This window comes from Pseudomonas beijingensis (genome assembly GCF_030687295.1).
Classification (GTDB): domain Bacteria; phylum Pseudomonadota; class Gammaproteobacteria; order Pseudomonadales; family Pseudomonadaceae; genus Aquipseudomonas; species Aquipseudomonas beijingensis.
In genome coordinates this window covers 4,519,293-4,534,382 of record NZ_CP117425.1, presented here as the reverse complement: position 1 = coordinate 4,534,382, position 15,090 = coordinate 4,519,293, and the positions used below count along the sequence as shown (strand labels likewise).

General features: G+C 62.3%; 10 protein-coding genes and 1 pseudogene. 9 read left to right on the top strand and 2 right to left on the bottom strand.

Translation table 11 applies throughout. The annotated features are described in order from the left end of the window. Positions 1-249: 249 nt before the first annotated feature. From PSH84_RS20295 to nahK, 9 genes and pseudogenes are all read left to right on the top strand, one after another. On the top strand, positions 250-1,623 hold the full coding sequence (locus PSH84_RS20295; RefSeq protein ID WP_305481674.1) for a hypothetical protein: 1,374 nt from the start codon (positions 250-252) through the stop codon (positions 1,621-1,623). A gap of 301 nt (positions 1,624-1,924) precedes the next feature. After that, positions 1,925-4,044: pseudogene (gene nosR / locus PSH84_RS20290) on the top strand (transcriptional regulator NosR). A 53-nt stretch (positions 4,045-4,097) separates the two neighbouring features. Next, positions 4,098-6,017, top strand: coding sequence for a TAT-dependent nitrous-oxide reductase (nosZ, locus tag PSH84_RS20285; protein ID WP_305467194.1), 1,920 nt, complete (start codon positions 4,098-4,100; stop codon positions 6,015-6,017). A gap of 26 nt (positions 6,018-6,043) precedes the next feature. Then, positions 6,044-7,354 (top strand): nitrous oxide reductase family maturation protein NosD, encoded by a 1,311-nt coding sequence (locus PSH84_RS20280; RefSeq protein ID WP_122565558.1) that lies wholly within the window; start codon positions 6,044-6,046, stop codon positions 7,352-7,354. Continuing rightward, on the top strand, positions 7,351-8,268 hold the full coding sequence (locus PSH84_RS20275; RefSeq protein ID WP_305481673.1) for an ABC transporter ATP-binding protein: 918 nt from the start codon (positions 7,351-7,353) through the stop codon (positions 8,266-8,268). Before PSH84_RS20280 ends, PSH84_RS20275 begins: the two co-directional genes overlap by 4 nt. Continuing rightward, positions 8,265-9,095, top strand: coding sequence for an ABC transporter permease (locus PSH84_RS20270; RefSeq protein ID WP_122565556.1), 831 nt, complete (start codon positions 8,265-8,267; stop codon positions 9,093-9,095). Before PSH84_RS20275 ends, PSH84_RS20270 begins: the two co-directional genes overlap by 4 nt. 30 nt (positions 9,096-9,125) lie before the next feature. Next, positions 9,126-9,653, top strand: a complete 528-nt coding sequence (locus PSH84_RS20265) for a nitrous oxide reductase accessory protein NosL (RefSeq protein WP_305481672.1) — start codon at positions 9,126-9,128, stop codon at positions 9,651-9,653. 241 nt (positions 9,654-9,894) lie between these two features. Then, the gene (gene nosP, locus PSH84_RS20260; protein ID WP_122565554.1) at positions 9,895-11,058 is read left to right on the top strand and encodes a nitric oxide-sensing protein NosP; all 1,164 of its coding nucleotides are present in this window, start codon (positions 9,895-9,897) and stop codon (positions 11,056-11,058) included. Continuing rightward, the gene (gene nahK / locus PSH84_RS20255) at positions 10,988-13,630 is read left to right on the top strand and encodes a hybrid sensor histidine kinase/response regulator NahK/ErcS' (RefSeq protein ID WP_240998420.1); all 2,643 of its coding nucleotides are present in this window, start codon (positions 10,988-10,990) and stop codon (positions 13,628-13,630) included. Before nosP ends, nahK begins: the two co-directional genes overlap by 71 nt. Before the next feature lie 152 nt (positions 13,631-13,782). On the opposite strand, the gene PSH84_RS20250 is transcribed toward nahK, so the two are convergent. Both PSH84_RS20250 and PSH84_RS20245 read right to left on the bottom strand, forming a co-directional pair. After that, positions 13,783-14,448: a response regulator transcription factor gene (locus PSH84_RS20250; RefSeq protein WP_053122521.1), complete on the bottom strand. Its 666-nt coding sequence runs from the start codon at positions 14,446-14,448 to the stop codon at positions 13,783-13,785. A 60-nt stretch (positions 14,449-14,508) separates the two neighbouring features. Further along, complete coding sequence (locus PSH84_RS20245) at positions 14,509-15,042, bottom strand: PQQ-dependent catabolism-associated CXXCW motif protein (protein ID WP_305481671.1); 534 nt, start codon at positions 15,040-15,042, stop codon at positions 14,509-14,511. Positions 15,043-15,090: the final 48 nt, after the last annotated feature.

Below are 15,090 nucleotides of genomic sequence, written 5' to 3'. Positions count from 1 at the left end.
AAACGGCGTCACGGAGAGAATGGAACCTGGGTCACAGCGTTGACAATTATGCGACCGGGTTCGTCCATGCTCGTGCGATAAAAATTTACTCCGGACAAAAGAGATGAGAAAAGCTTCGCAGTTTTCCCCCGGATACGGACCTCCCCATGCCTCGTTCAAAACTGCTTTCTAGATTATTTGTCGCCCTGCTGGCCGGCGCGGCGCTGTGGTACATGTGGATGCTCACCAGTGCCAAGCTGGAGTGGGGTGGTGCCAGCCCCCGATCAGCAGCAAGTGGGCGTCGTGAAGGATACCCGCTTGCGCGCGATGACCCAGTATTGCACGGGCGTGACGGTGACACCGCAGGGGACTTGGCTGGTGGGACGCCTGGAGGACGAGGCCCAAGCGCTTGAACCGTCCACTGATGTGGTGGACCTGGATGCGCTGGTCTATGGCAAGCCCGCCGAGCCTGAAGAACCGGAGATGCCCGGGACGTTTGCCCATTTGTTCTCTCGTCCCGAAACGGAAACCTCGTTCATTTCCCGCCTGGATGCCCAGGGGCAATTTCAGTTCGTGGCCCATGTCAGCGGCGCCGCCTGCCTGGTGGCGAGTCCGGACGGGAGCAGTGTGTTCCTGCTCACCGGCCTTCGTCGGCGGCCTGAAACGGCGAATACCCATGAGCCCGATCAAACCGTAGTCTTTCGCAGTGATGACCAAGGCCAGCGCTGGACGTGGTTGACCCAGGGGTGGTTTCCCGAGGCCGATTCGTTGGCCTGGAGCCTGGTTCCCTATTTCCATGGCGCGAATGAAGTCTGGGCCGTGGGCAGGCCGGACGTGGTGGACACCGATGAAGAGAAACCGAGTGCCGTTTCCACTGGCGTCTTTTATTCGGCTGATCGCGGTGCGCACAGCTCGCCGATCATGGGCCCCGAGTCGTTGCTGGTGTCCGCCGAATACGCCCACGGCAAACGTCCTGACATCACTGAGTGGGGCACGAGTGCAGGTGAACACGGGGACATCCAGACCAGTGTCCTGCAGCTGGATGCACAGACGGCCTTTATCTGGGTGTCCCAACGCTTCTGGGGCGGCCATCCGGATGACGTCAGCCACAATGTCGCGGTCAACGTCACGACACGGGCCCGGTTGCAAGCCCAGGCAGGGCAATGGCAGGTGGTGGATAGGCAGCGTGACGACAACCTGTTCGTGAGCAAGCTGCTACAGAACGATGCCGGGCGGGTGATGGGGCTGATTGACCAGGGGGACCGCGGGCAAAATGTGGTCGCCGAACTGGATACCGCCGCGCTGACCTGGACGCTCTTGGGTGACCTGCCCAGTGTCTTTGCACCTTTGGCATCGGATACCCAGGTGCGTGGCAGCAACGTCTGGATGGGGCAAAACACCCTGCTGATCAACACCACCAGCGATCACCAACCACCGCGCTGGCTCTACTGGTGGTCGGACGCGAACATCTCCGCCGATGGCGTGTTCTATTCCAAGGATTGGGGCCGCTCCTGGCAACGCCTCGCCATCGGCGGCTACCTGGGCATTCTTGGCTTTCAACCGGCGCAGGACCGGGTGTTCTGGGCCAACGGTAACTGGTACGACAGCAATGACGGCCGCATCTATTCCTATGGGTTGCGCTGAGTACCGGACCGCGCATTATTATTTGAATTGACACCAACTTGTGGCGAGGGGATTTATCCCCGCTGGGGTGCGAAGCGCCCCCAATGAGGCTGATCAGGATCAACCTGACAAACCGCAGGGACGGGTTTTGGGGCTGCTTCGCACCCCAGCGGGGATAAATCCCCTCGCCACAGACTTTTTGTGAGTCGGGTTTAGTCTTCCCAAGTTGATTTCAATCAAGGGCCCAAGCCAGGGGCGGCCCCCACAATGATCGCCAAGATCCTGCCTCCAAGCCCTGGCGCTCATGACCCCTCCCTTTGTGATGCTGCACCTATCCCGCTCCTGGCTCCCCGGGCTGTTCGTTCTACTGCTGATGTTCGCCGCAATCGTCCAGGCCAAGGACTACGGTGACCTCCCGCAACAGCGCATCCATCATGTCCTGAGTCCGGTCGATTCGATCTCCGAGCCCGACGGTTCCTTCAAGGTCCGCAAACTGTCCGCCGCCGGCAAGGTCGTGGGTTATGTCTTCCAGAGCTTGGACGTGGTGGACATTCCGGCGTATTCAGGCAAGCCGATCAATGTCCAGGTGATCCTCGATCCTGCCGGGGTGATCCTCGATGCCTACGTGCTTGAACACCACGAACCGATCCTGCTGATCGGCATCGCCGAAGAAAAACTCCACGCTTTCAGCGCGCGCTACAGCGGCATCAAGGTCAACCAGCGGGTGGTGGTTGGGCATTCCAGCGACCCGAATGCGGTGACTGTCGATGCGATCGCCGGCGCCACTGTGACGGCCATGGTGGTCAACGAAGTGATCATGCGCGCCGCTCACGATGTCGCGGTGTCCCTGGGCCTGGTCAAGGGTGACGCAGGGTTGGCCGTGGCGCCGGCCCGGGTGCGCGAGGATATCTACCAACCTGCCGACTGGAAGACCCTGACTGGCAACGGCGCTGTCCGTCGCCTGCACCTGACCCGTGGCCAAGTCGATGCGTCCTTCAAGGGCACCGAAGCCGAGCAGGTCGAAACCGCCAGCGGCGAGCAGGTGAATGACACCTTCATCGACCTCTACGCCACCCACCTCAACCCTCCCACCATTGGCCGCAGCCTGCTGGGCGATGCGCAGTACCGCGCGCTGATGAGCGAGCTCAAACCCGGTGAACACGCCATCGCGGTGATCGGCAGTGGGCGTTATTCCTTCAAGGGGTCGGGCTACGTGCGTGGCGGCATCTTCGACCGGGTGCAGCTGCGCCAGTCGGGCGACACCATCAGCTTTCGCGACCTGGATTTCCAGCGCCTGAATGATGTGGCCCTCGACGACATGCCGGACTTCGACGAAATGGCGATCTTTATCATCCGCGCCTCCCACCGTTTCGACCCCGGCTCGCCCTGGACCCTGGAGCTGCTGGTGCGCCGCCAGACCGGCCCGGTCAGCGGCACCTTCAGCAGTTTCGAACTGGCCTATCAACTGCCCGAACCCTACCTGGAACGGCCATTGCCAACCGCCGAGCAACTGGCGGCCGCCGAGGAAGCCAGCCGGCCAATGTGGCTGACGCTCTGGTATCAGAAAAGCGTCGAGATCTCCGTACTCGCAGCGGCGCTGCTGGCGCTCACGATGATCCTGTTTTTCCAGGACTCACTGGCCCGGCGACCGAGGCTGCTGCATTGGCTGCGTCGCGGTTACCTGTTGTTCACCGTGGTGTTCCTGGGCGGCTTTGCGCTGGCGCAACTGTCGGTGGTGAACGTGCTGACCTTCGTCCACGCCTTGTTCGAAGGCTTTCGCTGGGAGCTGTTCCTCACCGATCCGCTGATTTTCATCCTCTGGGTGTTCACCGCCGCCAGCATTCTGTTGTGGGGGCGCGGGGTGTTCTGCGGGTGGTTGTGTCCGTTCGGCGCGTTGCAGGAGTTGCTCAACGAACTGGCGCGCACGCTCAAGGTGCCGCAATACGAGTTGCCGTTCGCCGTCCATGAGCGGCTGTGGGCGATCAAGTACATCATCTTGCTGGTGCTGTTCGGCGTCTCGCTGGAGTCGATGTCCAGCGCCGAACGGCTGGCCGAAGTGGAGCCCTTCAAGACCGCCATCACCCTCAAGTTCGACCGCCAGTGGTGGTTCGTGGCGTACGCGGTGGGCCTGCTGCTGATCAATCTGTTCACCCGCAATGGTCCTGTATTCTGCGCCGCGCTTCCTGTCGACTGCTTTGGCTCAAGCGCCGCAAGGAATGTGGCAACCCCTGCCAACTGTGCGCCAAGGAATGCGAGATCCAGGCGATTCACCCCGATGGCCGGATCAATGCCAACGAATGCCATTACTGCCTCGACTGCCAGATGACCTGGCACAACGAAAACAAATGCCCGCCGCTGATCAACAAGCGCAAGAAGCGCGGCAAGGCGAGCGTGACCGATGCGCAACTGATTCCCGTGGTGCAGGTGAACCCGGCGCCTTGAGGCACCCCAATGGCCTGTCCCTTGACCGTTTCATTCTTCATGGAGCACACAGCATGAGCGACAAAAAAGACCAAACCCCTGGCGCGGTGGAAGAACCCCGGGGTTTCAGCCGGCGCAGTTTTCTCGGCACCGGTGCGGTAACGGGGGCGGTACTGGCCGGCGCGACGGCGCTGGGGGCCGGGACGTTCACCCGTGAGTCCTGGGCCGCGGCGGCCAAGGAGGCCAAGTCCAAGATCCACGTCGGCCCAGGTGAACTCGATGAGTATTACGGTTTCTGGAGCGGCGGCCACCAAGGCGAGGTGCGGGTGCTGGGCGTGCCGTCGATGCGCGAGCTGATGCGCATCCCGGTGTTCAACGTCGACTCGGCCACCGGTTGGGGCCTGACCAACGAGAGCAAGCGCATTCTCGGCGACAGCGCCAAATACCAGAACGGCGACTGCCACCATCCGCACATCTCCATGACCGACGGCAAGTACGACGGTAAATACCTGTTCATCAACGACAAGGCCAACTCCCGGGTCGCGCGCATCCGCCTGGACATCATGAAGTGCGACAAGATCCTCACCGTGCCCAACGTGCAAGCCATTCACGGCCTGCGATTGCAGAAGGTGCCGTACACCAAGTACGTATTCGCCAACGCCGAGTTCGTGATCCCGCACCCCAATGACGGCCACACCTTCGACCTGCAAGACAAAAACAGCTTCACGATGTTCAACGCCATCGATGCCGAGAAAATGGAAATGGCGTTCCAGGTGATCGTCGACGGCAACCTGGACAATTCCGACGCCGACTACACTGGCAAATACGCCGCCAGTACCTGCTACAACTCCGAGAAGGCCTATGACCTGGGCGGCATGATGCGCAACGAGCGCGACTGGGTGGTGGTGTTCAACATCCCGCGCATCGAGGCGGCGATCAAGGCCGGCAAATTCATCACCCTGGACGGCTCCAAGGTGCCGGTGGTCGATGGTCGCAAGACCGATGGCAAGGACTCCGAGTTTACCCGCTACATTCCAGTGCCGAAGAACCCCCATGGGCTCAATACCTCGTCGGACGGCAAATACTTCATCGCCAACGGCAAGCTGTCGCCGACGGTCTCGATGATCGCCATCGACCGCCTGGACGACTTGTTCGCCGACCGCTTCAAGGACCCACGCGAAGTGATCGTCGCCGAACCGGAACTGGGGCTGGGGCCGCTGCACACCACCTTCGACGGGCGTGGCAATGCCTATACGACGTTGTTCATCGACAGCCAGGTGGTGAAGTGGAACATGGACGAGGCCATCCGCGCCTACAAGGGCGAGAAGGTCAATTACATCAAGCAGAAACTCGACGTCCAGTACCAACCCGGCCACAACCACGCGTCCCTCACCGAAACCAGTGAGGCGGACGGCAAGTGGCTGGTGGTGTTGTGCAAATTCTCCAAGGACCGTTTCCTGCCCACCGGCCCATTGCATCCGGAGAACGATCAGTTGATCGACATTTCCGGTGATGAAATGAAGCTGGTGCACGACGGGCCGGCCTTCGCCGAACCCCATGACTGCATTCTCGCGCGGCGCGACCAGATCAAGACCCAGAAAATCTGGAACCGCAATGATCCGTTCTTTGCCGACACCGTGGCCCTGGCGAAGAAGGACGGCATCAACCTGGAAACCGACAACAAGGTCATCCGCGACGGCAACAAGGTGCGGGTGTACATGACCTCGATGGCGCCGGCCTATGGCCTGACGGAGTTCACCGTCAAGCAAGGCAACGAGGTGACGGTGACCATCACTAACATCGATCAGATCGAAGACGTGTCCCACGGCTTTGTCATGACCAACCACGGCGCCAGCATGGAGATCAGCCCGCAACAGACCTCATCCATCACCTTCACCGCCGACAAGGCCGGCTTGCACTGGTACTACTGCAGTTGGTTCTGCCACGCCCTGCACATGGAAATGGTCGGGCGCATGCTGGTTGAAAAGGCCTGAGTCGGTTCATCAAGGAGACAGGTGCAATGACCGGGAAAAAGCCGCAACACGCCCGCCAACCGGTCATTGCGCTGGTGCTTTGCCTGTTATCGGGCGGGGCGTTCGGCGCACCGCAGCCGATCACCGATTTGCCTTTGCAGGCCGAGGGCACCCAGCAATGGCGCCTGCCTGCGGGCCACTACCGGGGCTCGTTCAGCATCGACCAGCCCATGACCCTCACGTGCGCGCCGGATGCAGTATTCCAGGGGCAGGGCGAGGGCAATGGGTTGATCATTCGCGCCCCGAACGTCCAGGTCCAGGGCTGTACCTTCCTGGACTGGGGCCACGACCTCACGGCCATGAACGCGGCCGTCTTCATCCAACCGGTCGCCCAAGGGGCCGTGGTTCGTGGGAACCGGATGCAGGGCCAGGGCTTCGGTATCTGGGTCGATGGCACGCGGGACGTCAGCCTGATCGACAACCACATCCAGGGCGACCCCAGCCTGCGCTCCCAGGACCGCGGCAACGGCATCCATTTGTATGCCGTACACGGCGCCCGGGTCATCGGCAACCAGGTGCGCGAAACCCGCGATGGCATCTACATCGACACTTCCAGCGGCAACCTGCTCCAGGGCAACGTCCTCGAAGACCTGCGCTACGGCGTGCATTACATGTTCGCCAACGATAACCGCCTGCTGGATAACGTCACCCGGCGTACCCGCACCGGTTATGCCTTGATGCAAAGCCGCCAGTTGACGGTCATCGGCAATCGCTCCGAACAGGATCAGAACTACGGGATCCTGATGAACTACATCACTTATTCCACCCTGCGCGACAACTTCGTCAGCGACGTGCGCGACGGGTCCACCGGCGACACCATGATCACCGGTGCCGAGGGCAAGGCCCTGTTCATTTACAACTCGTTGTTCAACCGCATCGAAGGCAATCATTTCGAGCGCAGCGCCGTGGGTATCCACCTGACGGCCGGCTCGGAGGATAACCGCATCGCCGGCAATGCCTTCGTCCATAACCAGCGCCAGGTCAAATACGTGGCCACGCGGTTGCAGGAATGGTCGGCGGATGGGCGTGGCAATTACTGGAGCGACTACCTGGGCTGGGATCGTAATGGTGACGGTATGGGGGATGTGGCCTATGAACCCAACGACAACGTCGATCGCCTGCTGTGGCTGTATCCCCAGGTGCGATTGCTGATGAACAGCCCGGGGATCGAACTGCTGCGCTGGGTGCAGCGGGCCTTCCCGGTGATGAAATCCCCCGGGGTGATGGACAGTCATCCGCTGATGCAAACCCCTGTCCAGCCCCCGTCACGCAACAGTACCCAGGAGGACGCGTCTTGAACGTCGTCGAGATCGAAGGGGTCAGCCAGCGCTATGGCGATGTCACCGTACTGCGCGGGCTGGACTTGAACCTGGCCCAAGGCGAGGTGCTCGGGCTGTTCGGGCACAACGGCGCGGGCAAGACCACCACCATGAAGTTGATCCTCGGTTTGCTGCGGGCCAGTGAGGGCGAGGTGCGTGTCTTCGGCCGCGCGCCCAGCGACCCGGGCGTGCGACAGATGCTCGGTTATCTGCCCGAGAACGTGATGTTCTACCCGCAATTGAGCGGGCTGGAAACCTTGCGCCATTTTGCCCGGCTCAAAGGCGCGGCACCGGAGCAGGTCGAGCGTTTACTGGACGAAGTGGGGTTGGCGGGCGCTGCTCAACGGCGGGTAAGGACCTACTCCAAGGGCATGCGCCAACGCCTCGGCCTGGCCCAGGCCCTGCTTGGCCAGCCGCGCCTGTTATTGCTGGACGAACCGACCGTGGGCCTGGACCCCATCGCCACCCAGGACCTCTATCAATTGCTCGACCGCCTGCGTTGGCAGGGCACCAGCATCATTCTCTGTTCCCACGTCTTGCCTGGTGTGGAAGCGCACATCAACCGCGCCGCGATTCTTACCCAAGGTCGCCTGCTGGCCCTGGGCAGCCTGGCTCGGTTGCGGGAGGAGGCGGGGCTGCCGACGCTGATCCGAGCCTCGGGCCTGTCACGGGCCGATTGGCTTCGCCAGCATTGGCGCAGCGAAGGGCATGCCACCCAGGGTTGGGGGGCGGAAGGGGTGCAAGTGTGCGCGCCGGACGGCAGCAAACTGAAATTGCTGCGCCAGTTACTGGCCCAGGACGACCCGACGGATGTCGAGATCAAGCCGCCGTCGCTTGAGGATTTGTACCGTCATTACATGCTCCGTGCCGCGGCCGAGGAGGTCAGCCTATGAATCCGGTCTGGAACATGGCCCGCAAGGAGTTCAGCGATGGCCTGCGCAATCGCTGGTTGTTGGCGATCAGTTTGTTGTTCGCGGTGCTGGCGATTGGCATTGCCTGGCTCGGCGCTGCGGCGTCCGGTCAACTGGGGTTTACCTCGGTGCCCGCGACGGTGGCGAGCCTGTCCAGCCTGGCGACCTTCCTGATGCCGCTGATTGCCTTGCTGCTGGCCTACGACGCGATTGTCGGCGAGGACGAGAACGGCACCTTGCTGCTGTTGCTGACCTATCCGTTGGGGCGCGGCCAATTGCTGCTGGGCAAGTTTGTCGGCCACGGCTTGATCCTGGCCCTGGCCACGTTCATCGGTTTTGGCTGCGCCATGCTGGCCATCGCCCTGTTGGTGGATGATGTCCAGTTGAGCCTGCTGCTCTGGGCTTTCGGTCGCTTCATGCTGTCCAGCACGCTGTTGGGCTGGGTGTTCCTTGGGCTGGCCTATGTGCTGAGCAGTTTGTCGGCAGAGAAATCCACCGCGGCCGGGCTGGCGCTGGGGGTGTGGTTTTTCTTCGTGCTGGTGTTCGACCTGGCGTTGCTGGCGCTGCTGGTGCTGAGCGAGGGGCGCTTCAGCCCGCAGCTATTGCCATGGCTGCTGTTGTTCAACCCTACCGATGTCTATCGGCTGATCAATCTGTCCGGATTCGATGCGGTGTCCAGCGGCGCCGCGGTGCTGACCTTGGGCAGCGACCTGCCGGTGTCGGGGCCTTGGCTCTGGTTGTGCCTGGGTTTATGGATGGCGGTCCCGTTATGGCTGGCCTATCGGTTGTTCAATCGCCGGAGCCCGTGAATTTCAATCTTGATAAGGGAGCATGCAACGATGAACAAGGTGTACCTCAAGGGGAGCCGCCTCCTGGCCGGGTTATTGATGTGCCTGGCGCTGGCGGCTTGCGACAAAGCCGAGCCACCTGCGGCCAGCGAGGCGGCGCCGGGGTTCCATCCCAGTGACGAGTGTCATGTGTGCGGCATGATCATCACCGATTTTCCCGGCCCCAAGGGTGCGGCGGTCGCGGCGAGCGGCGTGAAGAAGTTCTGCTCGCCGGCGGAGATGCTGGGCTGGTGGCTGCAGCCGGAAAACCATCGGTCCGACGTCAAGCTGTATGTCCACGACATGGGCCGCAGCCATTGGGACACGCCGGATGACGCCCACCTGATCGACGCTCGTAGCGCCTACTTCGTCATCGGCAGTGGGCTCAAAGGCGCCATGGGCGTGGTCCTGGCTTCGTTCTCCGATCCCCAGGCGGCACAAAAACTGGCGAGCGATACCGGCGGCCGGGTGCTGCGCCTGGAAGACATCGACCAGAAACTGCTGGGGCAGGCGAGCGCCATGGCGCCGATGAACCACTGATACTGCCTGCACGCCGAACGGCTCTTGTGGCAAGGACGCTTGTGGGAGCAAGGCTTGCTCGCGATAGAGGCGCCTCGATTCTGCCAGACCGCATCGCCTTTATCGCGGGCAAGCCTTGCTCCCACATAGCGGGAGCAATCTCATCCCATGGAAGCGTCCACCCGCTACCCAAGTAGCATTCGTCGACCCGGCGCGGCTTCGTACACTCAGGGTTCCTATCACGCACCCGCCGGAGGCGACGATGCAGCAGGCCCAGAGCGAAGGTGTGGTGAGCGCCATGTCCCAGGCGACCGACGTCCAGCAGGTGGCCCAGGCGCTGGCGCGGCAGTTGTTGCACCCGCACCTGGGGTTCGTGCTGTTTTTCTGTTCCGCCGAATACGACTTGCCGGCCCTGGGCCAGGCGCTGTCCCAGAGTTTCGGCGGGATTCGCCTGGTGGGCTGCACCAGCGCCGGGGAAATCACCTCCCAGGGCTACGGTCGCAACTGCGTGACGGCGGTGGGGTTCGATCATCGGCACTTTTCCATCGCCGCCGAGTTGATCGGCGAAATGGAACACTTCAGCCTGATCGACGCCCAGCAAATGGTCGAGCGCCTGGCCAGCGGCTGTCGCAGCAACGCCTTGGCGCCGATCAAGGGTCACAGTTTCGCCTTGACCCTGCTCGATGGCCTGTCCAGTCGCGAGGAAATGGTGCTGGCGGCCTTGAGTGCCGCGTTGGGGGACATCCCGCATTTCGGCGGTTCGGCCGGCGATGACAACTACCTGACCCACACCCACGTCTACTTCGAAGGCCAGTTCCACAGTGGCGCCGCCGTGGTGCTGTTGATCAACACCTGGCTGGAATTCGAAGTCTTCACCACCCATCACATCCTGCCCAGGGAAGAGAAACTGGTGGTGACTGGCGCCGACAGTGCTTCGCGGCGGGTCTATGAGCTCAACGCCGAACCCGCCGCCGAGGAATACGCCCGGCACATCGGCGTGCCGGTGAGCGCCCTCGACTATCGGGTTTTTGCCGCCCATCCACTGGCGGTGCGCATCAACGACCAGTACTACGTGCGGGCGATCCAGCAGGTGCATCCGGACCTGAGCCTGAGTTTCTACTGTGCGGTGGAGAACGGCATCGTCCTCACCGCGATGACCCCCGGTCCCTTGCTGCACAACCTGCAAACGCTGTTCGAGGGCTTGCAGGCGCGCCTCGGCGATTTGCTGCTGACCATCGGCTGCGATTGCTTCCTCAGGCGCCTGGAGTTGGAAGATCGCGGCGGCCTGGAGCAGATCGGCCAGTTCCTGCGCGAACAACGGGTGATGGGGTTCAACACCTATGGAGAACAGTTCAATGGCATGCACATCAACCAGACGTTCACCGGAGTTGCCATTGCCCGACATCGCGTCCCCGGCCATCGCTGACCTACAGGCCCAGCTTGCCAGCCTGCAACATGAAAACCGCAAGTTGCGGCGCATCAACGAGGCGCTGATCGAGCGGGTGGAGTCCGGCGCCACCCGGGGCAACGACCCCTATGCGGCGTTCCAGCACTCGGTGGTGTTGGCCGAGCAGGTGCGTGAGCGCACCGACGCCCTGAACCAGGCCATGGCTGAACTCAAGGCCGGCAATCACTTGCTGGGCGAGGCGCGGCTGCGGGCGGAAACCGCCCACCGACACCTTATCGACGCCATCGAAAGCATCTCCGATGCATTTGTGCTGTTCGATGAGCAGCAACGCATCGTCCTGTTCAACAGCCGCTTCAAGGCCTTCTGGGCCAACAGCCGGGTGCGCATCATCGCCGGGATGCGCCTTTGCGAGGTCAAGCGCTTGATGACCGCCAACGGGCTGTTCAGCGAAGAACCCCGCGGCCAGGCCGACGAGCACGTGTTGTATCGCTTGCAGAACGGGCGCTGGCTGCAAGTCAGCGAGCGGCCGACCCAGGAAGGCGGGCGGGTGATCCTGTTTACCGACATTACCGACGTCAAGCTCAGCGAAACCGTGCGTCGCGAGCAGGCCATCGCGCAGAAATCCCACCTGTTGCAGCGGGCAGTGGACAACCTGTCCCAAGGCGTGGCGATGGTCAACGCCCAAGGCGTGCTGGAGCTGTGGAACCGGCGCTTCCTCGAACTCAGTGGCCTGGCACCGGTGGCGGCCCATCGACCATTCAATGAGGTGATCGGCGACAGTGAGTTGCAGCTGCTGACCCCGGCCAGTCGCGACAGCAACGGCCGGCTGGTCCACGAATGCGAGCAGCGCCTGTCCGATGGCCGGGTCCTGGAGATTCGCACGCATCCGTTGCCCACCGGCGGCTACGTCAACACCTTCACCGACATCACCGAGCGCTACCAGCACGCCGAGGCACTGAGCGAAAGCGAGCGCTGGATCCGCCTGATCACTGACCATGTGCCGGCGCTGATCGCCTACCTCAACGCCGACCTGGTCTACGAGTTCACCAACAAGGTCTACGAGCAATGGTATTGCTGGCCTCGTGGCGTGATGCTCGGCCAGAGCCTGCGCGAAGCCCATAGCGAGCAGCATTACCAGCGCCTGGAAGCCTATGTGGCGCGGGCGTTGGCGGGGGAGAGCGTCACCTTTGAATTCGCCGAGACCAACATCAACAACCAGGAGCGCTACATGCTGCGCTCTTACGTGCCTAACCGTTTGGCCAATGGCGAAGTGGTGGGGATTTTCGTGCTGATCCGCGACATCACCGAGCGCCGCCGCACCGCCGAAGCACTGCACCAGGCTTATCAGAACCTGGAACAGCGGGTCCAGGAACGCACGGCCGAACTGACCACCCTCAACGACCAGTTGCTACGCGAGATCGACGAGCGCAGCCGGGTGGAGTTGCGCCTGCGAGAGGCGAAGCGCGAGGCCGAGCAGGCCAACCTGTCGAAGACCAAATTCCTCGCGGCGGTCAGTCATGACCTGCTGCAACCGCTCAACGCCGCCCGGTTGTTCACCAGTGCCTTGCTTGAGCGCCGCGAACCGGTCGCCAATGCGCAACTGGTGCGCAACGTCAGCAACTCGCTGCAGGACGTGGAGAACTTGTTGGGCACCCTCGTGGACATCTCCAAGCTGGACGCCGGGGTGATCAAGGCCGATGTCGCGCCGTTCGGCCTCAGCGAGCTGCTGGACAATCTGGCCGCCGAATACGCTCAGATCGCCCGCAGCGAAGGGCTGGAGTTGCACTTTGTCGGTTGTTCGGTGCTGGTGCGCAGCGACATGCAATTGCTCGCGCGGATATTGCGCAACCTGCTGAGCAATGCCATTCGCTACACCCCCAGCGGCCGGGTGGTGCTGGGCTGCCGCCGGCATCGCCAGCGGGTGTCGATCCAAGTCTGGGACAGCGGCATCGGCATTGCCGAGAACCGCCTGGAGGAAATATTCCAGGAGTTCAAGCGCGGCGACGTCCAGCGTCCGAACCAAGACCGTGGGTTGGGCCTGGGCCTGGCAATTGTCGAGAAAATCGCCGGGATCCTCGGGCACCGGATCCAGGTGCGCTCCTGGCCGGGCAAGGGCTCGATGTTCGCCATCGACGTACCGCTGAGCGCCACCGCGCCCAAGCCGTTGCCGTGCCTGGACATGAGCGAGCCGATGCTCGAACGTCTGCGCGGGGCGCGGGTCTGGGTGCTGGATAACGACGCGGCGATTTGTGCGGGCATGCGCACCTTGCTGGAGGGTTGGGGTTGCCAGGTCGTGACCGCGTTGTCGGAACAGGACCTGGCCTGCCAGGTGGACAACTACCACGCCGAGGCCGACCTGCTGATTGCCGACTATCACTTGGACCATGATCAGAACGGCATGGACGCGGTGGCCCGGATCAATGCCCGCCGGGCTTCACCGATCCCGGCCATGATGATCACCGCCAACTACAGCAACGAACTCAAGCAGCAGATCCGCGAGCGCGGGCACACCCTGATGCACAAGCCGGTGCGGCCGATGAAGCTCAAGATCGCGATGAGTCATTTGTTGGGCCAAACCCAGAGTCATTGAGCCGAATGGCTTTTGTGGCGAGGGAGCTTGCTCCCGCTGGGCTGCGAAGCAGCCCCCAGGGTCTGTCTGGCATATCGAGTTGTCAGGGTTTAGGGCCGCTTCGCGCCCCAGCGGGAGCAAGCTCCCTCGCCACAGGGAGATGCGTTGGTTATTCAACGCCGCAAATAAGCCCCGAAATCAATATCCCCGGCACTGAGGATAGCCTGTACCCGGTTGTGCACATTGAGCTTGCGCAGGATCGCCGAGACGTGGGCCTTGACCGTGGTTTCGGCGATGTCCAGGGTGTAGGCGATCTGCTTGTTCGACTCGCCCTTGGTCATGCGTTCGAGCACCAGCAGTTGCTTGCGGGTCAAGGCCTGGAGCAGTTCCGGTGGGAAGGCCGGGGTTTCGTTCAGGCGGCGGCCCATCGGGCTTTTCTGCGTGCGGATGATGTCGGGCGGCAGGTACACGTTGCCGTTGAGGATCTGCTCGATGGCGTCGGTCATCTGCGAGCGTGGCGAGGATTTGGTGATGAAGCCCACCGCGCCATAGGTAATGGCTTGCAGCACCACTTGTTTGTCTTGCTCGGCGGAGACGATCACCACGGGGATGGTCGGTGCCTCGTTGCGCAGGTTGATCAGGCCATTGAGCCCGTGCATGCCGGGCATGTTCAGGTCCAGCAGGATCAGGTCCAGGTCGTCGTGCTCGGCGGTCAATGCCAGGGCACTGTCCAAGTCGGCGGTCTCCATGACCTCGCTGCCCGGAAAACCGTCGCTGATGACGTTGTGGATGGCTTCGCGAAACAGTGGGTGATCGTCGGCTATCAGGATTTTATACATGGCCATTCACCTCGTTATTGTCGTGTGGGGCAGGGCAGTTACGCGCATTTCTGTGCAAAATCAGGGAAAGGGTTCGGGCCGGGCCGCTTGCAGGGGCAGGTTGGCCGCCTCCCAGGCATCGAGGCCATCGCGGTACCAATACAAATGCTTATAGCCCATGGCAGCGGCGCGTTTTACCGCGTTCCAGCTTAACCAGCAATCGGCGCGGCAATAAAAGACCAGCGGTCGATCCAACCGCCCGTCGGTGGCCGTGCGCAGGTGATGGCTGAAGTAGTCCTGCCAGGTCGGGTCGAGATCGCCGTCTCCGGTATTGGCCAGCCATAAGCTGCCGGGGAGGTTGGCATGGGGTTCGTTGTCGATGAAACGCCCCTGGAGCCACGGGCGACGATAAACGTCGATCAGCTGGGGGGGTTGGGCTTGGTCGAGCAGGCGTTGCAGGGCCTGGGTGTCGAGGGTCTGGGCGCCGTCGACCGTGGCGGGCGTCGGGCTGCGGTATTGGGCGATGCGATAGCCTTGCGCCGAAAACAGCACGGTCTCGGCCTGGGCGACATTCAGCGCCAGGCCCAGCAAGAGGATCGCCAGCAAACGGGGCATAGGATTTATCCTTTTTGTTATGCGCCCATTACATGCCAGGGTCGAGGT